At 36.3% G+C, this 25,856-nt stretch carries 24 protein-coding genes and 1 pseudogene; 16 read left to right on the forward strand and 9 right to left on the reverse strand.

The features are described 5' to 3' along the window. Window positions 1–68: 68 nt before the first annotated feature. Window positions 69–1,055: pseudogene (locus EGS71_RS02225) on the forward strand (TonB-dependent receptor); the annotation flags it as partial. A gap of 58 nt (window positions 1,056–1,113) precedes the next feature. Here the strand turns inward: EGS71_RS02225 and EGS71_RS02230 are convergent. After that, window positions 1,114–2,532 (reverse strand): aspartate ammonia-lyase, encoded by a 1,419-nt coding sequence (locus tag EGS71_RS02230; protein ID WP_000980440.1) that lies wholly within the window; start codon window positions 2,530–2,532, stop codon window positions 1,114–1,116. A 413-nt stretch (window positions 2,533–2,945) separates the two neighbouring features. Between EGS71_RS02230 and EGS71_RS02235 the strand changes: the two genes are divergently transcribed. The 4 genes from EGS71_RS02235 to EGS71_RS02250 all read left to right on the forward strand — a co-directional run bounded on the left by EGS71_RS02235 (window position 2,946) and on the right by EGS71_RS02250 (window position 6,254). Then, window positions 2,946–3,131: a hypothetical protein gene (locus tag EGS71_RS02235; RefSeq protein ID WP_000922092.1), complete on the forward strand. Its 186-nt coding sequence runs from the start codon at window positions 2,946–2,948 to the stop codon at window positions 3,129–3,131. Between the two features lie 91 nt (window positions 3,132–3,222). Then, window positions 3,223–3,444 (forward strand): hypothetical protein, encoded by a 222-nt coding sequence (locus EGS71_RS02240; RefSeq protein ID WP_000668585.1) that lies wholly within the window; start codon window positions 3,223–3,225, stop codon window positions 3,442–3,444. Window positions 3,445–4,223: 779 nt separating this feature from the next. After that, entirely contained in the window at window positions 4,224–5,120 is an 897-nt protein-coding gene (locus tag EGS71_RS02245) for a LysR substrate-binding domain-containing protein (protein WP_001047847.1), read from the forward strand. Window positions 5,121–5,357: 237 nt separating this feature from the next. Further along, window positions 5,358–6,254 (forward strand): LysR family transcriptional regulator, encoded by an 897-nt coding sequence (locus tag EGS71_RS02250; protein ID WP_001983834.1) that lies wholly within the window; start codon window positions 5,358–5,360, stop codon window positions 6,252–6,254. Window positions 6,255–6,314: 60 nt separating this feature from the next. Here EGS71_RS02250 and EGS71_RS02255 read toward each other — a convergent pair whose 3' ends face one another. The 6 genes from EGS71_RS02255 to EGS71_RS22535 form a co-directional block, all read right to left on the reverse strand. After that, on the reverse strand, window positions 6,315–7,487 hold the full coding sequence (locus tag EGS71_RS02255) for a thiolase family protein (RefSeq protein ID WP_000095311.1): 1,173 nt from the start codon (window positions 7,485–7,487) through the stop codon (window positions 6,315–6,317). 65 nt (window positions 7,488–7,552) lie between these two features. After that, window positions 7,553–8,962, reverse strand: coding sequence for a short-chain fatty acid transporter (locus EGS71_RS02260; protein ID WP_002010276.1), 1,410 nt, complete (start codon window positions 8,960–8,962; stop codon window positions 7,553–7,555). Between the two features lie 116 nt (window positions 8,963–9,078). Beyond that, the gene (locus tag EGS71_RS02265) at window positions 9,079–9,720 is read right to left on the reverse strand and encodes a 3-oxoacid CoA-transferase subunit B (RefSeq protein ID WP_000312583.1); all 642 of its coding nucleotides are present in this window, start codon (window positions 9,718–9,720) and stop codon (window positions 9,079–9,081) included. Window position 9,721: 1 nt separating this feature from the next. After that, complete coding sequence (locus EGS71_RS02270; RefSeq protein WP_001045564.1) at window positions 9,722–10,426, reverse strand: CoA transferase subunit A; 705 nt, start codon at window positions 10,424–10,426, stop codon at window positions 9,722–9,724. Window positions 10,427–10,671: 245 nt separating this feature from the next. Then, window positions 10,672–11,553, reverse strand: coding sequence for a LysR family transcriptional regulator (locus tag EGS71_RS02275; RefSeq protein WP_000172956.1), 882 nt, complete (start codon window positions 11,551–11,553; stop codon window positions 10,672–10,674). Between the two features lie 147 nt (window positions 11,554–11,700). After that, a complete protein-coding gene (locus tag EGS71_RS22535) occupies window positions 11,701–12,090 on the reverse strand; it encodes a hypothetical protein (protein WP_000989975.1) in 390 nt (129 codons plus the stop codon). A 197-nt stretch (window positions 12,091–12,287) separates the two neighbouring features. Here EGS71_RS22535 and EGS71_RS02285 point away from each other — a divergent pair, with 197 nt between their 5' ends. Then, window positions 12,288–13,115 (forward strand): RsiV family protein, encoded by an 828-nt coding sequence (locus tag EGS71_RS02285; RefSeq protein WP_001044080.1) that lies wholly within the window; start codon window positions 12,288–12,290, stop codon window positions 13,113–13,115. A 202-nt stretch (window positions 13,116–13,317) separates the two neighbouring features. On the opposite strand, the gene EGS71_RS02290 is transcribed toward EGS71_RS02285, so the two are convergent. After that, window positions 13,318–13,719, reverse strand: a complete 402-nt coding sequence (locus tag EGS71_RS02290) for a DoxX family protein (protein WP_000157576.1) — start codon at window positions 13,717–13,719, stop codon at window positions 13,318–13,320. 109 nt (window positions 13,720–13,828) lie between these two features. On the opposite strand from EGS71_RS02290, the gene EGS71_RS02295 reads away from it, so the two are divergent. From EGS71_RS02295 to EGS71_RS02315, 5 genes are all read left to right on the forward strand, one after another. After that, on the forward strand, window positions 13,829–14,443 hold the full coding sequence (locus EGS71_RS02295) for a TetR/AcrR family transcriptional regulator (RefSeq protein ID WP_000622631.1): 615 nt from the start codon (window positions 13,829–13,831) through the stop codon (window positions 14,441–14,443). A gap of 101 nt (window positions 14,444–14,544) precedes the next feature. Next, entirely contained in the window at window positions 14,545–14,946 is a 402-nt protein-coding gene (locus EGS71_RS02300; protein WP_000720506.1) for a J517_1871 family lipoprotein, read from the forward strand. Between the two features lie 688 nt (window positions 14,947–15,634). After that, the gene (locus EGS71_RS02305) at window positions 15,635–17,056 is read left to right on the forward strand and encodes a GntP family permease (RefSeq protein WP_000263725.1); all 1,422 of its coding nucleotides are present in this window, start codon (window positions 15,635–15,637) and stop codon (window positions 17,054–17,056) included. Window positions 17,057–17,089: 33 nt separating this feature from the next. Beyond that, entirely contained in the window at window positions 17,090–17,875 is a 786-nt protein-coding gene (locus EGS71_RS02310; RefSeq protein WP_000163842.1) for a 3-hydroxybutyrate dehydrogenase, read from the forward strand. A gap of 325 nt (window positions 17,876–18,200) precedes the next feature. Beyond that, window positions 18,201–19,187 carry an AraC family transcriptional regulator gene (locus EGS71_RS02315; protein WP_025464663.1) on the forward strand — a complete coding sequence of 329 codons (987 nt, stop codon included), beginning with the start codon at window positions 18,201–18,203 and terminating at the stop codon, window positions 19,185–19,187. Between the two features lie 67 nt (window positions 19,188–19,254). On the opposite strand, the gene EGS71_RS02320 is transcribed toward EGS71_RS02315, so the two are convergent. Then, window positions 19,255–20,598, reverse strand: coding sequence for an MFS transporter (locus EGS71_RS02320; protein WP_000848268.1), 1,344 nt, complete (start codon window positions 20,596–20,598; stop codon window positions 19,255–19,257). Window positions 20,599–20,926: 328 nt separating this feature from the next. On the opposite strand from EGS71_RS02320, the gene EGS71_RS02325 reads away from it, so the two are divergent. From EGS71_RS02325 to EGS71_RS02345, 5 genes are read left to right on the forward strand one after another with little or no spacing between them, the layout of a single operon-like run. Beyond that, window positions 20,927–22,177 carry a dienelactone hydrolase family protein gene (locus tag EGS71_RS02325; protein ID WP_000918636.1) on the forward strand — a complete coding sequence of 417 codons (1,251 nt, stop codon included), beginning with the start codon at window positions 20,927–20,929 and terminating at the stop codon, window positions 22,175–22,177. Window positions 22,178–22,189: 12 nt separating this feature from the next. Further along, the gene (locus EGS71_RS02330) at window positions 22,190–22,975 is read left to right on the forward strand and encodes an SDR family oxidoreductase (RefSeq protein WP_001017889.1); all 786 of its coding nucleotides are present in this window, start codon (window positions 22,190–22,192) and stop codon (window positions 22,973–22,975) included. Between the two features lie 43 nt (window positions 22,976–23,018). Continuing rightward, window positions 23,019–24,257, forward strand: a complete 1,239-nt coding sequence (locus tag EGS71_RS02335; RefSeq protein WP_001252575.1) for a styrene monooxygenase/indole monooxygenase family protein — start codon at window positions 23,019–23,021, stop codon at window positions 24,255–24,257. Window positions 24,258–24,285: 28 nt separating this feature from the next. Further along, window positions 24,286–24,816 (forward strand): flavin reductase family protein, encoded by a 531-nt coding sequence (locus tag EGS71_RS02340; protein WP_000379652.1) that lies wholly within the window; start codon window positions 24,286–24,288, stop codon window positions 24,814–24,816. Between the two features lie 54 nt (window positions 24,817–24,870). Continuing rightward, window positions 24,871–25,818: a SphA family protein gene (locus tag EGS71_RS02345; protein ID WP_000843239.1), complete on the forward strand. Its 948-nt coding sequence runs from the start codon at window positions 24,871–24,873 to the stop codon at window positions 25,816–25,818. Window positions 25,819–25,856: the final 38 nt, after the last annotated feature.

Consider the following 25,856-nt stretch of genomic DNA (forward strand, 5'->3'; position numbering starts at 1 on the left):
ATTCGTCGTTAGAAAACAATTATTATGACATTATTTCAATGAGTTATCTATTTTTATCGTGTACAGAGAATGGATTTATAGGAACAGGCAATATCTATGAAAATACGGTCGACTACAATCCGTCATTGGAAAGTCCAGGCGATCGTTACAAAGCTCTACAGAGTGATCAGACTGCATTTACTGTATCTGACCGAGTTCAATTTAATGATCACTGGTCAACCTTACTCGGTGGGAAACTGATTCATCTTGATGAGCAAGCTTATAATTCAGATGGGCAGCAAAGCCGTGATACGGATTTAAACAAGTTCTTGCCACAATTAGCGCTCATGTATAGCCCAACTGCTACGACTAATCTATATGCTTCATATGCTAAAGGTTTATCAGACGGTGGCGAAGCTCCGTGGTATACAAATAATATTAAAAATAATATAGGCCCTTCAGTACTATCACCTAGAAGCTCTGAACAATATGAATTTGGTATTAAGCAACAAATTCGGAACTTCTTGTTAACAGCAGCTATTTTTGATTTAAAACAAGACAATCAATACAGCAAGATTAATATTGATAGTCCTCCAGATTTTATTGAGCAAGGCGAACAACACAATCAAGGTATTGAGTTAGGTTTAACAGGTGCCTTAACCGATACACTTGACGTAAGTTCTGGCATTACCTATACCAAATCTCGTCTTGTTGATATTGATACTGACAGCTACAAAGGTCATCAAACTCAAAATGTGCCGAAAGTACGTGCCACAGCCCAGTTATCTTATAAAGTACCGTCAGTTGAAGGTTTAAGATTATTGAGTGGTATGCAATACAGTAGCAGTAAATATGCAAATAAAGAGGGAACTGCAAAAGTAGGCGGATATAGTGTCTTTAATATTGGTGCTGCCTATAAAACAAATTTTGCTGGGCATGACACAACTTTTAGATTTAATATTGATAACTTATTTAATAAGAAATATTGGCGTGATGTAGGCGCATTTATGGGAGATGACTATCTGTTCTTAGGTAATCCTCGCACGGCTCAATTTTCTACAACTTTTAGCTTTTAATAGTTGTTATGGAACAAATAAAAAAGGAGCTTTAAAAGCTCCTTTTTTATTTCAGGAATTAAGCCGACATTTTTGGTTTAACCATATTATTAATCGACAAGATATCATCAAGTACTTGTGCTGATAATAAACCTTCATTTTGAACTAAAGCCAATACGCTTTGCCCAGTTTCGTTTGCTGTTTTAGCAATACGAGTTGTAGTTTCATAACCTAGGTATGGGTTAAGTGCAGTCACAATACCAATTGAATTTTCAACCAAAGCTTTACAGTGTTCAGGGTTCGCCGTAATCGTATCAATACACTTAGTTTGGAACATTGCCATTGCTTTACCAAGCAAGTCCATCGATTCAAACAGTTTGAATGCAATAAGTGGTTCCATTGCATTTAACTGTAATTGACCAGCTTCAGCAGCTAAAGTTACAGCCAAATCATTTGCAATGATCTGGAAGCAAGCAAGGTTCATTGCTTCAGGAATAACTGGGTTTACTTTACCCGGCATAATCGAGCTACCAGGTTGACGTGCTTCTAAATTAATTTCATTAATACCAGTACGTGGACCACTTGAAAGTAAACGCAAGTCATTGGCAATTTTTGAAAGTTTAGTTGCAGTACGTTTTAATAAACCAGATAAAAGAACAAAGTCACCCATATCAGAAGTGGCTTCAATCAAATCTGGAGCTGACTTAATTTTCTTACCAGAGATTTTTCCAAGTGCTTGAATCGCGAGTTCACGGTAACTATATTCAGTGGTAATTCCTGTACCAATCGCTGTACCGCCAAGATTCATATAAGCTAAAACATTTGGAATAAGCGTATTAATTTGCTCAAGGTCTTTTTGTAGAGTTACCGCAAAAGCACCAAATTCCTGACCTAATGTCATTGGCACCGCATCTTGTAACTGAGTACGACCCATTTTTAAAATGTGTGCAAACTCTTGAGATTTATTCAAGAAGCTAAGAATCAAATTGTTAAATGGAAGGTTTAACTCATCTAAGCTAAGTAATAAACCTAAACGAATTGCAGTAGGGTATACGTCATTTGTTGACTGCGACATGTTAATGTCGTTATTTGGATGTAAATATTGATATTGACCTTTAGAATGTCCCATATATTCTAAAGCAACGTTTGCCAATACTTCATTTGCATTCATATTGGTTGAAGTACCCGCACCGCCTTGCAACATATCGATTGGGAACTGATCGTAGAAATTACCACGAATAAGCTGATTACAGCTGTATTCAATCGCTTCAAATTTAGTTTGATCTAAGTTTTTAAGATTATAGTTTGCTTCAGCACAAGCTAGTTTAACCATAGCTAATGCTTTAATTAAATTAGGGAAATTTCCAACTTTGCTATTTGTTAAGTTGAAATTTTCTAAAGCACGTAATGTTTGAACTCCGTAATAATGGTCATTGTTGATTTCTCGATGACCAATAAGATCCTTCTCAATACGGGTAGTAATATCAGCGTTCATCATTAAACTTCGAATTAGTTAAGATGATTCATCTTAGAATTCGAAATGCTTCACTTCTAATGCATTTATTAAAGCAATTATGCATTTTTTGCATAACAAAAAAGAAGGTAGTCGAGAAATAATCGTTGGTATATGAGCGTATATAGAATGAATACTTGTTATAAAGTTTAATATATTCAAATATTTATTTAATTTTATAGATTGGTTAAAGGTGTGAAAATTTAAGTAAATCAAAATTTATACAGAAAACTAAGTAATCATTTCCGTGTATTAAAATCAAAAAAATATTTGATTTTTCATGTGAAAGTTAATTTATATAAGCAGATAATGAGTTTTGTTTAATAAATTTTAATAAAATTGTGATGCATTTCACATAAAAATACTTATAATACAGAAAATTTTGATTTATTAAGTTTATGTTAAAAGTAACTGCTGCTTTATTAATATTGGGAAGTTTTGCTTGTTATCTCCTTTGGGGTAATGAAGAAAAAGCTGAAACTAAAAGTTCGCACATGCTTAAAGAAGCTGAGCAATCAATTAAGAATGCTGAGTTATCTATTCAAAAAGCTAAACAAAATATCCCTACTGCATCGTATCAATAATTTAGGCATTCAAGATTATTGTCTGTTAAATAATCTTTTGACTGAAATTTTATAAGGTGTAAGCACGCTGTAAAGAGACAAATGCATGAGAATGAAGTTTATTGCATATGACCCTAACTCTGGTGAGAAACTCAGCTTGAAAGAGCATATTCATCACATGGATAAATACACAACTTATGTTTTTTTTAGTGATGAAAAAGACAATATGGTTTTCAATCCACAGAAAAAACAGATATTTGAAATCAGTCAATATACTTCTAATATGATGGTTGAAATTTCAAGAAAGTTATACTACTTGATTGGTGAATATTAGGTCATTTTGATCAACCCGTCTGCGAAAATCGTCACCGCTTTTAAAGGGAACTCAATACGTTTGCGTACACCCAAATAGATACTTTAGTATAATAGTCGGGATTATCTTTTTATCTTATACTCTTTTCAAATATTGTATTTAAATACAATCAATTATTATGACTGCTTAAATCCTGAAATGAGGTAAGGTAATCATTTTCTTATCAATTATTACCTTACCAACCCATTGAGTGAGTAAAAAAAATCATTTTTCATATTTTTTGGGTTAGGCAAAGTAAAAAGGATATGAAAATAGATTTTTTAACTACCGTTTATAGTGGAAAAGTATCTTAATTAAGATTCTGAAAAATTTAATCAATAACATAAGGATTGGTTATTGAAACAGTTTACAGTCCGCATTCTTCCCCAAGGTGCGGACTTTTTTTATCAATAAAATGTACAAATATAAGTTCGTGCTTATTTCTAAAAGTTATCTTGTTAAGATCACTTATTTATTTTTATGATGGCTTTTTATTGTTTGATTTAAATAATTTTTTTAGCTGAATTGTACTTATGTTCATCTCTTGTCTCGTGAAAACAAAACCTATTATTTTCTTATCTTCTTTTCTATGTCAGAATTATTAAATACTTAATTTTATAGATTGGCTTTGTCCTTTCACTTCTCGCATTTTTGCAGGTACTCCCTATGTTTTATCATTCTTTCTCATCACTAAATTTATTTATGCTACTTCCCAAAAATATCAATTAATAAAATTACAAATCTAAAAGGGAATAGATAAGATGAATTTAGAAGTCCGTTGGGTAGAGGATCTCCTCACATTAGAACGTGAACGTTCAATCTCAAAAGCAGCAGAGAAAAGATTTATTAGCCAGTCTGCATTTACTCGAAGAATTCAACAAATTGAAGAAATGATTGGTGCTGAAGTCATTATTAGGAACAACAAAAACAACATCGAATTTACAGACATTGGTCGAATTTTATTAGTGATGTCTAAAAATATTGAAAAACAGGTAGAGGAGACCGCAAAACTAATTAAAAATATTAAAAATGAAACTGAATCGACCATTCGTTTCTGCGTTGTTCATTCTTTAGCCTCTGGATTTTTAACTACTTTTTTAAAGAAATTTCCTACACTTATTCGTGATTTAAAAATTGAAATTGTCGCAACGAATAGTGGAGAAGGCCTGTCTTTGTTAAAAGAAGGTGCTTGTGACTTTATGATTTGCTATGCAGATAAAAGCAATATTAGAAAAGTTGGGGATGATATTTTAAGTGGTATCAAAATTGCTGAAACGGTTATTGTACCGGTTTCTGCAACTGAACCTGACCACAGTCCTAAACATACAATACAAAGTAATTTTGCTCTGCTAGCGTATAGTAAACACGCGTACTTAAGAAAATTGGTAGATCAACTGATTGAAGGTAAGCTTGTATATAAAACGTTATATGAAACAGATAATGCCACCAATTTAAAAGAGCTGGTTTTACAAGGTTTAGGAGTTGCTTGGATTCCAAAAATTAATGTTGAAGAAGATCTTGCAGCCGGAAAATTAGTCATTTTAGACCAACAAGAATATTGCCTTGCTCAAGATATTTATATCTTCAAAAATAATTTGAGTGATAATAAGTCGGTACAGAAAATATGGAATGGTTTTAAAGGCCAGCAAGACCTATAACGTCTACTCATTTGAAATGATGAAGTACACGATATTTATATATAAATTAAGCAAATAAGTAGATTATGCTTTGGTCTTTACGATGAAAGGCAGTATAAAGCATTGCCCCTTGTCTAAATTCTTTGATAATTTAGAGTAAATTTCAATAAGTCAAAAGTAGAGTATAGGAGTATTTATCTCTTTCATACCTACTTTGAACTTATTTCAATGGATTATTGAGTCCAAGCGGAGACAATTTTGTTTGATCTAGACAGTAGATTATTAAATATTTTTTATCATATTTATCGGTTCAAAAGTGTTTCAATGGCTGCAGATGCCATTGGTTTGACACAGCCGAGCGTTAGTAATGGTCTAAACAAAATCCGCCAACATTTTAATGATCCTTTGTTTATTCGAGTCGGTAATGAAATGATTCCGACTGAACTGGCAAAGCAAATTTTTCCACTCATTAGCGAAGTTATTGATAAGGTTGAAAGCATTAATAATTTTAATGTGAACTTTGATCCGTTGACCTCAGATCAGTTGTTTACGATTGCGATGACTGATGTGTCTCATTTGGTTTTATTGCCGCAACTGACCAATTATTTAAAAGAAAAAGCTCCTTTGATTCGTTTAAATATTAGGCCGATTACACCAGAAACTAGCTATCAAATGGCAAACGGTGAAATTGATCTAGCCATAGGTTTTTTACCGCAGTTAGAAGAAGGTTTTTATCAGCAGAAGTTTTTTCGTCAACACTATGTCGTAATTAGCTCAAAAAGCCATCCACGTTTAGACCCAAATAATTTCACTTTAGAGGATTATATGCGTGAATCTCACATCGATATTGATGCGGGTATTGGGCATTATCACATCAAAAATGAGCTACAAAATAAAGGGCTGGATCGAAATATTTTAATTCGCTTACCAAGTTATTTAGGAGTGGGATTGGTCGTTCAGGAAACAGATGCTATTGCCACTGTGCCATATTATTTAAGTCAGGTTTTATTGGTTAGAGAGAACTTACAGATTTTACCGGCACCGCTTGATTTTCCAACTTATGATGTTAAGCAACATTGGCATATGTCTTGTCACCACAAGAGTAGCCATAAATGGTTCCGTCAAACCTGTTATGAGCTATTTAAAACTGCTTAAGAGTTTTAATTATAAAAAAGAAGATGTAAGAAAATCCTTACATCTTCTTTTAATTTTAAATTAAATTTCAATCGCAACGGCTGTTGCTTCACCACCACCAATACATAGGGCAGCGACACCTTTCTTTTTACCTAAGCGTTTTAATGCATAAATAAGAGAAAGGATAATTCTTGAACCTGTAGCACCAATTGGATGGCCTAATGCACATGCACCACCATGGACGTTTACTTTTGCTTCATCAATTCCTAGCTCATGAATTGGTGCCATTGCCACCATCGCAAAAGCCTCATTAATTTCCCAAGCATCTACTTCATCAACAGACCAACCAGCACGCTCAAGTACTTTCTGAATTGCACTAATTGGAGCAATAGTAAATTCGCTTGGATGCTGAGAGTGAGTCGAAGTTGCCACAATTTTTGCTAAAGTATTTAACCCGTGACTTTGAGCATATTCTTCAGTGGTAAGTACTAATGCAGCAGCACCATCAGAAATTGAGCTTGAGTTAGCGGCTGTAATTGTCCCATCTTTACTAAAAGCTGGACGCAATGTTGGGATCTTCTCAAGATTAGCTTTTAATGGTTGCTCATCTTGATCAACAACTTCGACACCTTTACGGGTTTTTACTTCAACAGGAACAATCTCTTCTTTGAAGTAACCTTCCGTAATCGCAGTTTGCGCTTTTTTAAGTGAAGAAATTGCAAAGTCATCCATTTGCTCACGGGTAAAGCCTTTGGTATTTGCCATGTCTTGAGCAAAAGACCCCATTAAACGACCTGTTTCTGCATCTTCGAGACCATCTAAAAACATATGATCCTTAATTTCGCCGTGTCCCATACGATAACCACCGCGAGCTTTAGGCAAAATATAAGGTGCATTCGTCATAGATTCCATGCCGCCAGCCACAATAATATTGGCACTGCCTGCTTTTAAGGTATCTGATGCCATTAACACAGCTTTCATTGCAGAGCCGCAAAGTTTATTAATGGTCACAGCTCCGACATGATCAGGCACGCCAGCTTTACGCATGGCTTGACGAGCAGGGCCTTGACCAATACCTGCACTGAGTACGCAACCGAAAATCACTTCATCTACCTGTTCAGGTTTAACACCTGCACGTTGGATCGATTCACGGATGACAGCAGCGCCAAGTTCTGGAGCAGTTAGAGAAGATAAACTACCCTGAAAACCACCCATTGCAGTACGGCTACCTGAAACTATAACAATTGAACTCATCTTAATATCTCTTATTGGTGTATTTGCTAAATTTGCCTTTAGCCTAAACTAAAGGCGCCACTAAATTAAAAAGTTGGAGGGGTATAGCTGAGCGTTCTACCAAAGAACCACAGCAAGAATAAAACTAAAGGAAAATGCACAACGAGCTGTGTCACTGTAAAACCAATCACATCTTTTGCTTTTAGTTTTAAAATGCCTAACATTGGAAGCATAAAGAATGGATTGATTAAGTTTGGTAAAGCTTCGGCTGCATTATAAATTTGTACAGACCAGCCTAAATGAACCTTTAAATCATTTGCTGCTTGCATAACATATGGGGCTTCAATAATCCATTTTCCACCACCTGACGGTACAAAAAATCCAAGTACCGCAGAGTAAATTCCCATCACAATTGCAAAGGTTTCTTTTGAAGCGATTGAAACGAAAAACTCGGCAATATAATGTGACAGCGATAAGTCTTGGCTATTTAAAGCTTGGGTCATAATAAAGGCGATACTTCCGTACAGTGGAAATTGAATTAAGATGCCCGATACTGCCGGAACTGCTTTTGCAACAGCATTTAAAAAGTTCCGTGGTGTGCCATGTAAAGCTAACCCAAGCATTAAAAACACGAAGTTGTAGGTGTTGAGACTTGAAATGGCAATGATGGGATTGCTTTTTGAAAATTCAAAAAACATCCAGATTAAGCCTAAAACCACCACAATAATCGTTAAGATAGGCGAATTTTCTAACCAGTCACCTGGGCGAGTAGATTTCGCTTCATTTGTTTTTTCTACTTCAAATTGCACATCAAAACTATCAATGGTTTTAACGCTATTGCCTTTTGGGGCAGACCAATATGCAATAGCGATTGAAACAATCACTAAAATAATGGTCATTGCAATTGATTGCCAAAGGAAAATGGTTTCGGTAAATGGAATAACACCAGTCAGGTTATAAATTGACTCAGGTAAACTGGTTTTATTTGCCTGAAGCTGTGCTGCTGATGAACTAATTCCAAGAGCCCAAGTTGCGCCCATACCAATGATTGCGGCTGCCGCAGCAGCACGATAATCCATATTCAGCTCTTTACGTTTTGCTAATGCAATCACTAAAAGTGCAGTAAGAATCGTACTTATTGCCCAATTGACTAGTGAAATTAATAAACTAACGGTTGCCACCAAAACAATAGCACCACGTCCAGAACTTGGAATACGCGCCATTTTTTGGATCAGGAATTTTACGGGCTTAGATACAGAAACGACATAACCTACAATAATGAGCATAGTCATTTGCAGGGTAAAGGGAATAAGACTCCAGAAGCCATTACCAAATGAGGTCGCTACATCATGGATTGGAGCACCAATACCCAAGGCGGCAACAGAGACAATAATGACGCCAAGCAGAGCAAAAATATATGAATCAGGAAACCATTTTTCAGACCAGTCACTAATCCGAAGAGCAAATCTTTCAAAAATTCCTTGCTGTTTTTCCATAGCTGAAAAAATCCTTCTCATTCTTATTTATAGACAGCACATCCGGTGCTTGATAGGGCTAAGACTCAAGCTCACTTACTAACTTGAGTCTTGTACAGCTAACTAAGCCTTAGAATTTACGCGACTAAGGTTTTATAAAACTCGACACCTGTAGCAGCTTGAATTTGTTCGAGCGTTACGTCTTTAGCAAGTTCAATGAGCTCTACACCTTGTGGCGTAATATCCATTACGCCTAAGTCTGTAATTACGCGATGAACAACACCTTTACCTGTTAAAGGCAAACTACAGTTTTTCACGATTTTTGGTGTACCGTCTTTTGCGCAGTGTTCCATAAGAACAACAACTTTTTGAACACCAACAACCAAGTCCATTGCACCGCCCATACCTTTGACTTTTTTACCCGGAATCATCCAGTTCGCTAAGTCTCCTTTTTCAGAAACTTCCATTGCACCTAAAATTGCAATGTTGACATGGCCACCACGAATCATGGCAAAAGATTCTGAGCTTGAGAAAAAGGCTGCACCAGGGCGAGCAGTAACTGTTTGTTTACCGGCGTTAATTAAATCAGCATCGACAGTTTCTTCAGTCGGGAATTCACCAATACCTAATAGGCCATTTTCAGATTGAAGCCAAACATTAATATTTTCAGGAATATAATTGGCAACAAGGGTAGGTAAGCCAATACCTAAATTGACATAAAAACCATCTTCAAGTTCTTTTGCAGCACGTTGTGCCATTTCATTACGTGACCAAGCCATTTTATACTGCCTCCGTGCTTAAAGTTTTATGCTCAATGCGTTTTTCAGGTGATGTATTTAATACAATGCGGTTCACATATATACCTGGTAAATGGATTTCATCCGGATCCAATTCACCAATTTCAACCACCTGTTCAACTTCTGCAATTGTAATTTTTCCAGCCATTGCACATTCGGGATTAAAATTCTGAGCAGTTTTACGAAATACTAAATTACCTGCCTTGTCTGCCTTATATGCTTTAACAAGAGCTACATCGGCTGTTAAAGATTCTTCTAAAATGTAATTTTTGCCGTTAAAAATACGTTCTTCTTTACCTTCAGCAATGAGTGTACCTACACCAGTTTGTGTGTAAAATGCTGGAATTCCAGCACCTCCAGCACGTAACTTTTCAGCTAAGGTGCCTTGTGGGGTTAGTTCAACTTCTAATTCACCATTTAAATATTGGCGCTCGAATTCTTTATTTTCACCCACATAAGAAGAGATCATTTTTTTGATCTGTTTGGTTTGAAGCAATATACCTAAACCAAAATCATCTACACCTGCGTTATTCGAAATACATGTGAGACCAGTCACACCACTTTGCTTAACTGCAACAATTAGTTTTTCCGGAATTCCACACAAACCAAAACCACCAACAGCAAGTGTTTGATTGTCTGCAATTACATCTTTCAGTGCTGCCTCTGCGTTGGCATAAACTTTATTCATTCTGTTGTTTTCCTATATCCCTTAGTGTTTCTAGTTTTAGCATCACATTTTGTGTTATAGAAGTTAATTTTTTTAAATGATTAATAAGTATAATCAATGAATAATATCAAATTAATAACAAAACTTAAGACGCATACAAGCTAAAAAATTTAAAAATTAATCTACAACATATTGAAACTTATAAGAATTAAAGAATTTAACTAATCCATAAGCTTAACTTATACAAAAAGACAATCTTTAATTTTTTAAAATTTATATTGAACCAGTGCCTCAATAAATTGAGCAGAAATATTTGAAATTTCAAAGTTCTTTTTATAAACAATTCCTACTGTTTTATGAATGGCTTCGTCTTTTAAATCAATCAGTACGTTATGTTCTTTATCAATGTGTTTAGCAAAATGCCTTGGAATTGCACTTACCCCAATTCCATAAGCAACGAAACTTGAAAGAGATGAAATTTGGTGGCATTCAACTTTTAAATCAAGCGTTATATTATTTCGCAAACAATTTTGCTCAACTAAATATCGAACAATTGAGGGTTTTTGCAAGGTTACAAATGGATTTGAACAAAGCTCATGCCATGTAATAGAAGATGATTGAGCGAGTGGGTGACTCTTAGGTAATAGAGCTAAGAAGTCTTCTTCAAACAACGGTTTAAACTCTAAACCTTCGGTGAGATCAGGTTCAAAACAAATACCAAGCTCAAAAATACCGTCTTGTACTTTTTCTATAATGGTCTCATTTGGAATATCGTGAATTGAAAAATTAAGATTGGGATGGACTGCTAAAAATTGATGAATCACCTCTGGCAAAATTGCATGGGTCACAAAGGGCATAGATGCAATACTTAAGGTTCCACGATTGAGTTTAAAGCGTTGTTTAACATCGTTTTCCATTTCATCCCAATTGGCGAGTAATTTTTTTGCATATGGAATGAGTGATTTGCCTTCTTGAGTAAGCTCAACTCGGCGTGTATTACGGTTAAAGAGCTTTCCGCCTAATTCTTCCTCTAAGCTTTTGATGGTGAGACTTAAAGCAGATTGGCTGAGATGTAACTCTAAAGAAGCATTGGCATAGTTGAGTGTACGCGCAAGGGCCAAAAAAGCTTTTAGTTGTTTAAGCGTCATTTCTTTCCTTTAAATTACTCAACTTACCTAGAAGAGTAATTTATACGAAAATTTGCCTAATATGATGTTTTTTGACAAAAAATTATGAAAAATAAAAATCATGGACTTATTTAATAGAGAGCTAGAAATAAATGTAAAAATCTTGAATTACTTTAATAAATTGTCCCAACAAAACTCGTCTCTATTATTAGAAAAATATATAAACACGCCAATTACATGGAAAAACAAATAACCTAGCCAAATTGCTTGAGGAGCAACTTTCAAGCCTTCTAATAAAACAGTTGTTGAATAGATTGCCAATAAAAAGGTGAAGAGAATGACGTATGTAGTACTCACTACAAATTTATATTTCGGTGCTAGATGAGGGATTTTATAACCAATAAGAATTTGCATCCCGCAATTTATGATCAATGAAATTATACCTATAAAGACTTGTGGCATATTTAGAGATGTTAAAGAGAGTTGCGTAATTATAAAAATAGCTTGCCACAGTACAAACATCCCCAAAGGATACAGTATAAATTTAATCCACATCATATTTTGCTTTCTTATCAATATCTTACTTCGCTATTGTATTAAATAATTTAAATTAAATAAATATTATTTTTTCAAAATTTATTTTCAAAAAATATCAAGATATAAAGTCATTCTAATTTCAATTAATATATCTATGAATTTTTAAATTCTTTAAAATTTAATTTAAAAGATAAATAAATTATGTAAGGGTATAATTGATGAATAAAACTATTCTTGGCTTAATGGTAGTACCACTTGTATTGAGTAGATGTATAAAAAAAGCAGAGGAAAAACCAACAGAAAAAACGGAAAAAACCTCTACTATAAAAGCAACTGAACAGCCCCCAAAAGAAGAAAATATAATTCCTGCTATGCTAGTACGTAATTTTCTTGTGAAGTTTCAACAACCCAAAATTTGTGCTCCAAATCCAGATGTTGATGGAATTGTATGTACCTCTAAAGAAGCGATTGCACTTAAAAGTAATATTGAATGGATTGATCAAGTAATCGATAAGGAAATCCGTAAAGATTATGCAGATGCTCTTACACCTTCTTCAGAAAAGCAAAAGCAACTAAATCAAACCCAAGCTGAAGGGTTTAATAACTGGTCACAGAGTGTGGTTTATCGCTTTAATGGACAGTTTGGCCAATATGTGCAAATTTCGAAAGTAAGTTCAGAATATTCTGGCGGGGCTCATGGTATAGCAACTTTTGAAGATTATATTTTTGACTTGAAAAATAAAAAACGCATTGAATTAAAAGATATTGTTATCAATGGAAAGATGAATGCGCTTAAAGAAGAATTGTGGAAACAATACGGATATTGGTGTCAAGAAAAAGATATGCAGCCTTATATTAGTAAAGAAGACTTTAAAGTAAGTGAAAATTTCTATATTAATCAATCAGGCGGGATTACATTTGATTTTCAGCTTTACGAATTGGCACCATATGCCGCAGGTCCTGTGAGTTTAGAACTCTATGATACAGATCAACTGATAAAATCAGATTTTTTACCGCCAATGCCTACTTTAAAAACTGAAATGTAAAAATAACTCCTGCCTAATCCGATAAAGATAGTAGAGCAAAATTTTTATATTAATTTACAATCTCTAGTAAATGGTAATAGTCACAATGGCACAGAATTTTTTGAGGAAGAGGATTATTCGGAGTCTCTATTAAAGAGCCCTGTGAAGACAGAACTCACTATTTATGTAACACAGAAGATTTTGAGTTTTTGATTATCTCAACTTATTTCTTGGTGGCTATTGCTGCTAATAGAAGCCCTCCACTTAAAGCAATATGTTCTAATACAATTTGGAAATCCTGAGTTCTTTGTGGTTCAGCTAATTTCCAAAAAGGATGTCCAATAGGAATACAAAGTAAAGTGAAAATGGCTAGTATTCCTGCACCCAACCATGTAAGCCCTGCAAAATTTGAAATAAGTAGAATTGATCCTATAAGTTGAATGGCTATAGTTGCAAAAGCAAATAATTCAGGAAGTGGTAAATTTGCTCCAATCATTTCATTAACAACAGTATCAAAGTTAAACACACCAAAAATACCAGCGATTAAAAAGAATGAAGATAAAACTATTCGCCCAATAACTAATGTGTAATTACTTGATAAAGTATTATGAATTAAGGATGCCATAAGAAGATTATTCCTATATAGAGTTGATGGTAACGATCGTTACCATCATACTTTTGTACATGGTAATGTCAATAACCATGGCACGCCTTTTATTTTGTAGGAAAGAATTGTGATAAGTGAAAGTACCAAAACCAATCAAATTGATAATAAAAATCGCCTTATAATTCAAACAGTAGGTGATCTTTTTCTAGAGTATGGTTACTCAAGAGTTTCTATTAATTTAATTATTTCCAAGATCGGGGGGTCTAAAAGAGATCTATATGCTCAGTTTGGAGATAAGGAGGGGCTTTTTAGGAGTGTGATTGCGGATGTGTGCCAGCAAGTACTTGATCCACTAAAAGCCTTACCAGTAGAAGGTGGCTCAATTGAGCAAGCTCTTACTTCTTTTGGAAGAATATTTTTATCAGTACTTTTATCTTCTCGCGTAATTGCTTTACAGAAACTGGTACTTTCAGAAGCGACTCGTTATCCAGAGTTTGCAAAAACATTTGTACAATTAGGTCCAGTTAGTGCATATAACTTAGCAGCAGAACTTTTAATGAAAAGGGCTGAGGTTGGGGAGATAAAAGTTTCAAAACCGAAAGTCATGGGTGCTTTATTTTGCGATATGCTCATCTCAGATCTACAATTTAAAATTATATCTGGTGAAATAGTTACTGATAGTCAAATAGATGAACGTGTTGAAATGGCAGTTTTAACTTTCCTAAATGGTATAAAAAGCTAAAGTTCGGTTCAACTGAGCGAATACAATTGCTCAAAATCCGTAAAATTAATGAAAAAGATCTGAACTGTTAAATTTTACACATTATTAAAATGGATAATTTCATGAAAAAGATTATTTTATTTGGGATAACAGTTTTATTAAATGGATGTTTAAATCTTGCTAATCAACTGATTAATAATAAATTTATTGAAGTAAAACCATCCATATCTTCAGTGTCAGGTATATGGACGTTTTCGAGTGGCCCTAACATATCAACAATAAAACTTTACTCAGATGGGAGTGGAATAATTTGTGATGATATTAGTGGACATATTGTATTTAACAAAGTTAAGTATGCAAATAATATGATTTACATTCAAAATGGTATGGTTCTAGAAGTTAAGCTTCTTAACAAAGATATACTCAAAGTTAGAACAATTTTAAGTGCCTCTACTTCAAATATGATCTATAAAGCTGATAACGACTTAAAGGCAGCTTCATTAAAATGTGTTAAAGAAATATAAATACCACTTTATAAATAAGAATTGGCATGACTTTACAACAGCTGATACAGCTTCTTTTCAATAACCTAAGGGTTATTATTCCTAATAATATTTAAAACTATTTATTTTAAATCAACATATCGCATTCAGAGTCTCAGCTAGCCAGTAACCATGATTTGTACAAGTATAGGGAATAGAAGGGGTGACTTGTGGGGATTTTACTCATATATTTTATTTGTGCTTTAGGTAAAAGAAATTTCTCATATTTAAGTCTCATTTCTTTAATTTAAATGTAGATTAGTTAGTTCACTTAGAGGGAAATTTTATCTGGACAATATTAAAAAGAATCAAGTGAAGAGTATTTATAATATTGTTTTAAAAAATATATTATTCAATTGGCTTTATTAAATAATATAGAAACATTAATTTAATTTACTCAATAATTAATAAGTTTTATAAAACAATAATATTTTTTTAATAATTAAATTTTACCAAGAGAGCCAAATAAGTTCTTGTAATTTATTGTTATTTAAAAATTTCAATAAATTACATTGTTTTTAAATATTTTAGTGATATTTTATTTTTAAGCTCATTTACCTATTACCACACATGGATATTGTGATTTTTATCATTATAGGTTTGGGATAACCTAAATATCTTTTGGTAATTTTATTGAACCTAATATCTATTCTTTAGGGAGAAAGAATATATGTGGGAATTATTTGTAATTCTACTTTCGCTTGGGCTGTTGATGTATACAGCTTACAAGGGCTTTTCTGTCATTCTCATGGCACCAATTTGTGCCTTACTTGCAGTTTTACTCATTAATCCAGCCAATGTTTTACCGTTTTATTCGGGTGTTTTTATGCCCAAAATGGTGAACTTTATTAAAGATTACTTTCTTGTGTTTTTGCTGGGGGCAATTTTCGGTAAAGTCGTTGAAATGTCAGGAATTGCTGAGTCTATTGCTCGAACCATTGTAAGATGGATTGGGGCAAAAAAAGCAATTTTAACGGTTGTATTACTAGGTGCAATTTTAACCTATAGCGGTGTAAGTTTATTTGTTGCTGTATTTGCAATTTATCCCTTTGCAAACCAGCTTTTTAGACAAGCGAATATTCCAAAACGTTTAATTCCAGGAACCATCGCGCTGGGTGCATTTACATTTACCATGGATGCATTGCCTGGTACACCACAAATTCAAAATGTAATTCCAACTACATTCTTTGGCACCAATATTTATGCCGCACCATTTCTAGGAATTATTGGTGCTATTTTTGTTCTATGCATGGGTTTGGCTTACTTAGAATGGCGTCGCCGAGCTGCTGCAAAAGCTGGCGAAGGTTTCTCGGGTTTTGGCGTAGACAATACGTCATCTCAAGAAATTGAAGCCGATATGAACTTGCAAAATAATGGAAGTACGGCTCGTCAGTTTTTAGCGTTTGTGCCTCTCATTCTTGTTGCCGTAATGAACAAATATTTGTCTAAAGCAATCAAAGAGTGGTATCCAAATGGTTTTGATTTTGCCGCAGTTGGATTAGCGGATTACACCGTAGATGTTGCAAAAACCGGTGCGATCTGGGCAGTTGGTCTTGCGCTGATTGTCGGGATTATTACTGCAATTTTATTTGATTACCAACGTGTAGTGACGAACTTTAAAGAAGGCATTAATGCCAGTATTGGTGGCTCACTTTTAGCTGTGATGAATACAGCTTCTGAGTATGGTTTCGGTGCAATTATTGCGTCATTACCGGGCTTTGCCATGATTAGTCATGCAATGAGCAGTACTTTTACAAATCCATTAGTCAATGGGGCTGTGACGACAACAGTTTTAGCAGGTATTACCGGTTCAGCTTCTGGTGGTATGAGTATCGCTTTAAGTGCGATGGCTGAACAATATAACGCCGCGATTTTAGCTGCGGGTATTCCACCAGAAGTCATGCACCGTGTGGTTGCAATGGCATCAGGCGGTATGGATACCTTACCGCACAATGGTGCTGTTATCACTTTACTCGCTGTTACAGGCTTAACCCATAAACAATCCTATAAAGATATTTTTGCAGTCACGGTAATTAAAACGTTAGCGGTATTTGTGGTCATTACGGTCTTTACCGTAACAGGTATTGTTTAAATCAGCACGTTATAAGTATTAAGGAGTAAATAAATGACAAAACTTTTAGACGGTAAGGTCGCTTTTATTACAGGTTCTGCAAGTGGTATCGGTCTAGAGATTGCTAAGAAATTTGCTCAAGAAGGTGCCAAAGTTGTTATTTCTGATATGAATGCCGAAAAGTGCCAAGAAACAGCGAACGCACTTAAAGAGCAAGGTTTTGATGCCTTATCTGCACCATGTGATGTGACTGATGAAGATGCTTATAAACAAGCCATTGAGCTTACTCAAAAGACCTTTGGTACGGTTGATATCTTAATTAATAATGCTGGTTTCCAGCATGTTGCGCCTATTGAAGAGTTTCCAATTGCTGTTTTTCAAAAGTTAGTTCAAGTCATGTTAACGGGGGCATTTATTGGAATTAAACATGTTTTTCCAATTATGAAAGCTCAAAAATATGGCCGTATTATTAATATGGCTTCAATTAATGGCTTGATTGGTTTCGCTGGAAAGGCAGGTTATAACAGTGCTAAACACGGCGTAATTGGCCTAACAAAAGTTGCAGCTTTGGAATGTGCACGTGATGGTATTACGGTAAATGCTTTATGTCCGGGGTATGTAGATACACCATTGGTCCGTGGTCAAATTGCAGATTTGGCTAAAACCCGTAATGTAAGTTTAGACAGTGCACTTGAGGATGTAATTTTGGCAATGGTTCCTCAAAAGCGTTTGCTATCTGTTGAAGAAATCGCTGATTATGCAATTTTCCTTGCGAGTAAAAAAGCAGGTGGGGTAACAGGCCAAGCTGTCGTGATGGATGGCGGTTATACGGCCCAATAATTTAATTGTTTTATAAAAACCGCTTATTCTATATAAGCGGTTTTTTATTCGTTAAAAATTTATGATTATCTACTGTTAAAAATAATGCTTTATCTCTACTATAACTTGTTATAAAAAAACTAAGAAAATAAGTTCGTTAGGGTATAAATTTATACTTTAAAGGTATTTAACTTATTTCCATTTTTAAAATTTAATAGAGTATGAGAAAGTAATATTTACGCTATTTCCTGATTAGATATTTTTCAGGAAAACTCGTCAATTAAAGGATATTAATTGGCATACAAGTTGCTTTTTTAGCAATAAGTTTTAGCTAGGTGAAAAGGATATGATATCACTCAGCCAACAGATGGAACTCAATCATTATTCACGCAAAGCTGAATTTGCGCAGAATCTAATGTCCACAATTTGTGGTGAACACCGTCTAGACACAATTTACAAAGATAATCTCGATTTCCACTATGACGGAATGCGTTTGCCCAATAAAAAAATGGCAATCGGCACAATCAGTTATGGTGCAAACGTCGCTATCAACATCTCAAATTTAAAAGCGTATAGCATTAGTTTACCTATACAGGGGCGACAAGCTCTCAACATTCGTGGTGCACATTATCAATCTGATGAAAACAGAGGCCTAATTGTTTCAAATAATGATCAACAAGATCTGATTATCGATAAAGACTGTAGAAAATTTCAGGTGGTTATTCCTGAGCGAAGTATGCAGATTGTCCTTGCAGATTTACTGAATAAACCTATAGAAACGCCTATCATTTTTAACCCTGAAATGCACTTAGACTCTGAGCAACTGATTGGAGCGTGGTGGAAGAATATTCAGAATTTTTTGCAGCTAAAATCACAATATAGCAATTTTTATGGTTTACAGATGTTATCTGAAGACTATGAAAATTTTGTAATTAAAGCCTTACTATTATCTCAAGAAAACAACTACTCTGAAGCTTTAAAGTCACTCTCACATCAAGATGAGCCAGCTTATATTCGAAAGGTTCGTAATTTTATTATTGAACATGCTCATGAAGAAATCTGTGCAGAAGACTTGCAGCGTTTGGCTGGGGTTTCAAAATCAAAATTGTATGATGAATTTCAGCAATACTACGGCACCAGCCCAATGTCGTATTTGAAAAAATATCGTCTTCAACAAATTTACAAAATCTTGAGCACTACAGGAGCAGATAAAAAGGTTTCTATTTCAAAGCTTGCGTATGACTGGGGCTTTAACCATTTAAGCCGTTTTTCTCAAGAATATCGTGAAGAATTTGGAGAAAACCCAAGTGAGACCAAAGGCAAAATTCTCTGATATTTAATTTTCCAAATAAAAAACTGATTTAGGCAACTAAATCAGTTTTTTATTTATCGATTAATATTTATAGGCTTTCTTCGAGCTTTAACACTTGTTTGTGTTTAGATTTCTCATAAATTACTTTTAGGCTAAGTGCAATAAATGAGATGAAGGTTGGTATTGCTAGAATAAAGAAAATACCGCTTAAGCCTAGGTTGAAAGTGAAAATGAGCGAGCCAAAGAAGGCGCCTAAAATTGCACCGATACGACCAATACCATGCATCCATGAAACACCAACCGCGCGGCATACTGCTGGATAGAACATAGCTGCAAGTGGCAGTAATGAAGACTGTGCACCAGCGAGTAATGCACCAATTAAGAAGATAGTAAGACCCAATAAGAAAATATTTGAGCTCACCAAACCTGCAACAATGAATAGGACGAAAGCAATCAGATATGAATATTTAATAACTGTAGTTGGGTTCAGTTTATCCATGTACCATCCCATAATGGTTGCGCCAATTACACCACCAAAAGGGAAAATCGCGGCAATTAAACTAAACTGTTGGGTACTGAAACCTGCTGTTTTTAAAATCGTTGGCATCCAGCTTGTTAAAAGATAGAACACCAAAAGACTGGTAAAGCAGCAGAGCCAAAGCATGCTTGAACCCCACAGGTATTTTCCTAAAACCACTTTAACCGGATTTTCATCCGATGCAGTTTCTGCTTGAGTTAAAACAAGTTTTACAGGCTCTTGGAAAGCATAGCCTTGAATGTTTTCTAAGATACGCTGTGCTTTATCTTGTTGATGACGTGTAATTAAGTATTGCGTTGATTCAGGTAATTTAAGCAATAAAGCAACCACTAAAATTAGGGGAATGCTTCCACCAATAATAATAACCTTAGCCCAACCATAGCTTTCTAACAGATAAGCGGATAGCACACCGCCACAAGAAATACCCAGCATAAAACCACAGCCAGCAAGACCTGTAAGGAATGCTTTACGTTTTACGGGCATATATTCAGAGACAATCGTACTGATGTTTGGCATGGCTGCGCCTAAACCAACACCTGTAATAAAGCGATAAATCATTAAGTCTTGGGTTGAATTGGCAAAGCCACACAAAATCGTAAATATGGAAAATAAAAGGCTTGTAAAAACAATAACGCCTTTGCGGCCAAACTTATCGGACAGAGGCCCAGAAATGATTGCACCGATCGACATGCCGACTAAAGCAGCACTTAAAACGGGAGCAAGCTGAGGCTTGGTAATTCCCCAATCATCTAGTAATGCCGGAGCAACAAAACCAATAATTCCTGTGTCTAGACCATCACAGAAAAAGACAAAAAAGCCTAGAATAAAAACCACCCACTGTAAGGGAGACAGTTTTTCGCGATTGATAATCGTATTCGCATCTATCGTTTTCATATGTATTCCTTCTTAAAATTATTTAATTCCCTGAGTAATTCAATGTATTCGTTACAAAACCTGTATCTTTGATTGAACTATTTTTAGCCAGTCTTCACTATCCAATAAGTCCTAATCTTCATCCATATTTTCCAAATTAGATAAAAGCAGTAATTTAATTTTTTAATTTAAGTTTTTGAAATATAGATGTTTCTTTGTTTTTAATTTTTATCCAGTTTGATTGATTTTGATAATTGCGCAGAGATTGGATAATGCTTGCAGCTTTTGGACAGTCTAAAAAAAATTTCAGATAGAAAATAAAGCCATAACAATGTCAGGAGTTGACACTATGGCTGGTCAAACCATTCAAATTAAAACTGCATCTGGAAAGCAGTTCAGTGCGTATCTAGCGACACCAGAAACAGGAAAAGGACCTGGAGTGGTGCTTTGTCAGGAAATCTTTGGGGTGAATGCAGCAATGCGGGAAAAGGCAGATTTTCTTGCAGAAGAAGGCTATACCGTTTTAGTTCCTGATCTATTTTGGCGTGTAGCACCTAATATTGAACTCGGTTATACACCAGATGATTTTCAAAAAGCTTTTGAACTTTATCAGCAATATGACGAAAACCTTGGTGTTGAAGATATTCAAGACAGCTTAGCTTTTTTAAAGACACGACCAGAATGTGATACCTCTACAGGTCTCGGCGTGGTGGGCTATTGTTTAGGTGGAAAGCTAGCTTATTTGGCAGGCTGTCGACTTTCTGACGTGGCATGTGCCGTAGGTTATTACGGTGTAGGCATTGAAAAAGCGTTAGATGAGTTAGCTAACGTAAAAGGACGTTTGGTTTTACATATTGCAGAACTGGACCAATTTACACCGCCAGATGCGAGACAAGCGATTGTCGATGCAGTTAACCAATATTCAAATGTACAAGCTTATGTTTACGAAGGTGTTGATCATGCCTTTGCGCGACCAAAAAGCAACCATTACCACAAACCTTCAGCACGCTTTGCTCACGAACGTACAGTAACAGCACTACATGAAACGATTGGGCCGAAATATGACCTAGTTGCACTATGGGAAGAGCATATTCGTCATGAGTTCGATACGCGTGACGTGCCAGCAACCATGGCAACAATGGTTGCTGAACCTTATGTGAACCATATCCCAACCTTAACTGGCGGTGTAGGCCAAAGCCAGCTTGCTCGTTTTTATCAGTATCACTTTGTTCATCAAAACCCGAAAGATATCAAGATCACTTCGATCTCTCGTACGGTTGGCTCAACGCAAGTGGTAGACGAGTTCATTATGAGCTTTACCCACGACGCTGAAATTGACTGGTTATTACCGGGTGTAAAACCGACTGGTAAATATGTCGAAATTCCAATGTTAGGTGTAATTCAGTTCAGAGGTTCAAAGCTGTGCCATGAGCATATTTACTGGGACCAAGCATCGGTGCTCGTTCAAATTGGTTTATTAGACCCAACAGGCTTACCAGTTGCAGGTGTCGAGACAGCGCGAAAACTTCTTGATGAAGATCTTCCTTCCAATACGTTGATGCCATCTTGGTCAAGTAGTGAAGGCAAGCCAGTTAGTTAAGGAGGATCTGCAATGAATATAGATTTAAAAGGAAAAGTTGCTGTGGTGAGCGGCGGTGCAACACTGATTGGTAAAGCTGTTGTACAAGCCTTGGTGAGTGCAGGTGCTCATGTCGCTATCTTAGATATTGATGCCAAAGGTAAGGCGATTGCCGAAAGCTTTAACCATGACGTGATGTTTATTCAAACCGATTTAACCAGCGATGCGGCTATTCAACAAGCTGTGGCGGATATTCACCAACATTTAGGTGAAGTGAGTTACTTGGTCAATCTGGCATGTACCTACTTAGATGACGGTTTTAAATCTTCACGTCAGGATTGGTTACAAGCACTCGATATTAATCTGGTCTCTACAGTTGAGCTGAGCCGTGCTTTATACAATGACCTAAAAAAGCAACAAGGTTCAATTGTTAACTTTACTTCCATTTCAGCCAAAGTGGCACAAACAGGACGCTGGTTATATCCGGTTTCTAAGGCCGCGATACGTCAACTCACACAAAGCATGGCAATGGATTTTGCTGCCGATGGTATTCGCGTCAATTCGGTTTCTCCGGGTTGGACATGGTCTCGTGTCATTGCAGAAGTCAGCGGTAATAACCGTGAAAAAGCCGATAGCGTGGCAGCCGATTATCACTTACTAGGTCGATTGGGTCATCCCGAAGAAGTCGCCAATGTTGTTTTGTTTTTATTGTCATCCGCTGCCAGTTTTGTCACCGGAGCAGATTATGCGGTCGACGGTGGCTATTCAGTGATGGGCCCTGAAGGATTACAGCCCGCTATTCCACGTTTAGCTGAATAGCACAGCGTTTTAAAAGCACATTTAGAAAATTATGGAGAATATTATGCGCCGTATTGCAATTGTTGGAGCAGGACAGTCTGGTTTACAGCTTGGTTTGGGGTTATTAGATATAGGTTACGACGTAACCATGATTACCAACCGAACTGCTGATGAAATCCGTCAAGGTAAAGTCATGTCAAGCCAGTGTATGTTTCATACCGCTTTACAAACTGAACGTGACTTGGGACTAAATTTCTGGGAAGAACAATGTCCAGCCGTAGAAGGCATTGGGCTAGCTTTAGTGAACCCTGAAAATGGTGGTAAAGCATTTGAATGGAGCGCTCGTCTTGAGCGCTATGCTCAATCGGTCGATCAACGCGTCAAAATGCCATATTGGATGGAAGAATTTGAACGCCGTGGCGGTCGACTAGTGATTCAAGATGTGGGTATAGAAGAGTTAGAACAACTCGCAAACGACTATGAGCTTGTATTACTCGCCGCTGGTAAAGGTGAAGTTGTTAAACAGTTTGAACGTGATGATGTACGAAGTGTTTTTGATAAACCGCAGCGCGCTTTGGCTTTGACCTACGTCAAAAACATGAAGCCAATTTCACCTTATTCACGTGTGACTTTTAACATTATTCCTGAAGTCGGGGAATACTTTTCATTTCCGGCACTGACTGTGAATGGGCCTTGCGACATTATGGTGTTTGAAGGTATTCCAAATGGGCCAATGGACTGTTGGCAAGATGTGAAAACACCAGAACAGCACCTGCAATGTAGTCTGGACTTACTCAAGAAATTTGTGCCTTGGGAATATGAACGCTGCGCAAATGTTGAATTAACTGATGCTGGCGGTTATTTGGCAGGGCGTTTCCCGCCGACGGTACGTAAGCCCGTTTTAACCTTACCCTCTGGCAAAAAGATTTTTGGCATGGCAGATGCCTTAGTGGTCAATGATCCAATTACCGGTCAAGGCTCAAACAATGCGGCTAAGTGTAGCAAGATCTATTTTGATGCCATTTTAGCCAATGATAATCAAAGCTTTAGCGAACAATGGATGGTTCAAACTTTTGAACGCTATTGGGCTTATGCAGAAAAAGTCGTGGCTTGGACCAATAGCTTGTTATTACCACCAGAGCCTCATGTCGTTGAACTCCTAGCAGCTGCAAGCCAGAACCAGAGCATTGCTTCAATTATGGCCAATAACTTTGATGACCCGCGCGCCTTTGCTCCGTGGTGGTTTGATGCAAATCAGGCTCAAGCATTCTTAGCTTCAAAAAACACAGCAAAAGTGGCCTAAGGTCAAAATATCAAAGGGAGATTTAAAAATGGACACAATTGAAACTTTAGCTTTACAAGCGATTAATGCCGAAAACCCAAGAGAAATTCGTAATTTGCTTGGTCAGTTTGCAACTGGCGTTACCGTGATTACCACTCGTGGTAAAGATGGCCGGAAAATAGGCATGACAGCCAATTCATTTTCATCTCTGTCTTTAGATCCGCCATTAATTTTGTGGAGCCTTTCAAAAACCGCGCCAAGTTTACCTGATTTTGTAGAAGCTGAATATTTTGCCATTCACATGTTGGCACAAGAGCATCATCAGCTTTCGGGGCATTTTGCTCGAGGTGCTGAAGACAAATTTGCAGGCATTGCCCATCAACAATGTAATGCAGGCGTTCCAATTTTGACGGATGCACTCGCAACCTTGGTTTGTCGTAATGTAAATCAGTATGAAGGCGGAGATCACCTGATTTTTATTGGTCAAATTGAACAATACCAACAGCGTCAAGGTGAGCCTTTAGTATTCCACGCAGGAAAATATCGGATTGCCGCTGAGCATCCAGAATTAGCACATTAATTCACCCCAATCACGATCAATCCGGTCGTGATTTTTTTTATAGGAAATAAGAAGATGAAAAGCACTTTAATTAAACATGGCTTTTTAGCAGGGACATTATTAGGTTTGCCGTGGGTTACACATGCCTATGATTTACCGACCGTAAATTTAGGCATGACCAGCTTTCTCGATGGTGGATTACCTGCAGGGCCCGGCTGGTATACTCAAACCTATTTTCAAAATTACGATAGCAATAAACTAGTCGATGCCAAGGGACAAAAACTTGGTTTACCTAAAACAGATTTAAATTATCAAGTACTGGTTGAACAGGTTAGTTATTTATCGAATGTTCGAGTAAAAGATAAAGCCAGTCTAGGCATAAATTTTTTAATTCCTTTTGTCAGCAAAATGGACATGGATGATGGCTTGAATAATGCTGCAATTAAGGCCCAAAGCGGCTTTGGGGACATTATGGTCGGACCTTTTATTCAGTTCGATCCAGTCATGGGTGCGCAAGGGCCGAAGTTTGTACATCGTTTTGAGTTTCAGGTGAATTTACCTACTGGCGAATACGACCAGCAAAAAGATATTAACCCAAGTAATAACGCTGTTTCATTTGACCCGTATTGGGCTGCCACATATTGGTTTAATCCCAAATGGACTGCGTCAACACGTATCCATTATCTCTATAACTTTAAAAATGATGACCCAAGCTATGCCTTTGCTGGAGCAAATGATATGCAAGCTGGGCAAGCAATTCATGCAAACTTTGCAACAGACTATGCCATTACTGAACAGTTCCGTTTAGGACTAAATGGCTATTGGTTAAAACAAGTCACAGACACCGAAGTTGATGGTGAAAAAGTTAAAGGTCGACGTGAACAAGTGTGGGCAATTGGTCCGGGTGCGATGTATAGTTTTTCTAAAAATGATCACTTGGTTGCAAATGCCTATTTTGAGCAAGATGCTGAAAACCGCCCAGAAGGTACGCGACTACAAGTTCGTTATGTCCATCATTTTTAAGTCATAAAAAAAAGCCTTTTATATCAACAAATATAAAA

The sequence above is a fragment of the Acinetobacter sp. FDAARGOS_559 genome, from assembly GCF_003940475.1.
Taxonomy (GTDB): Bacteria; Pseudomonadota; Gammaproteobacteria; order Pseudomonadales; family Moraxellaceae; genus Acinetobacter; species Acinetobacter baumannii.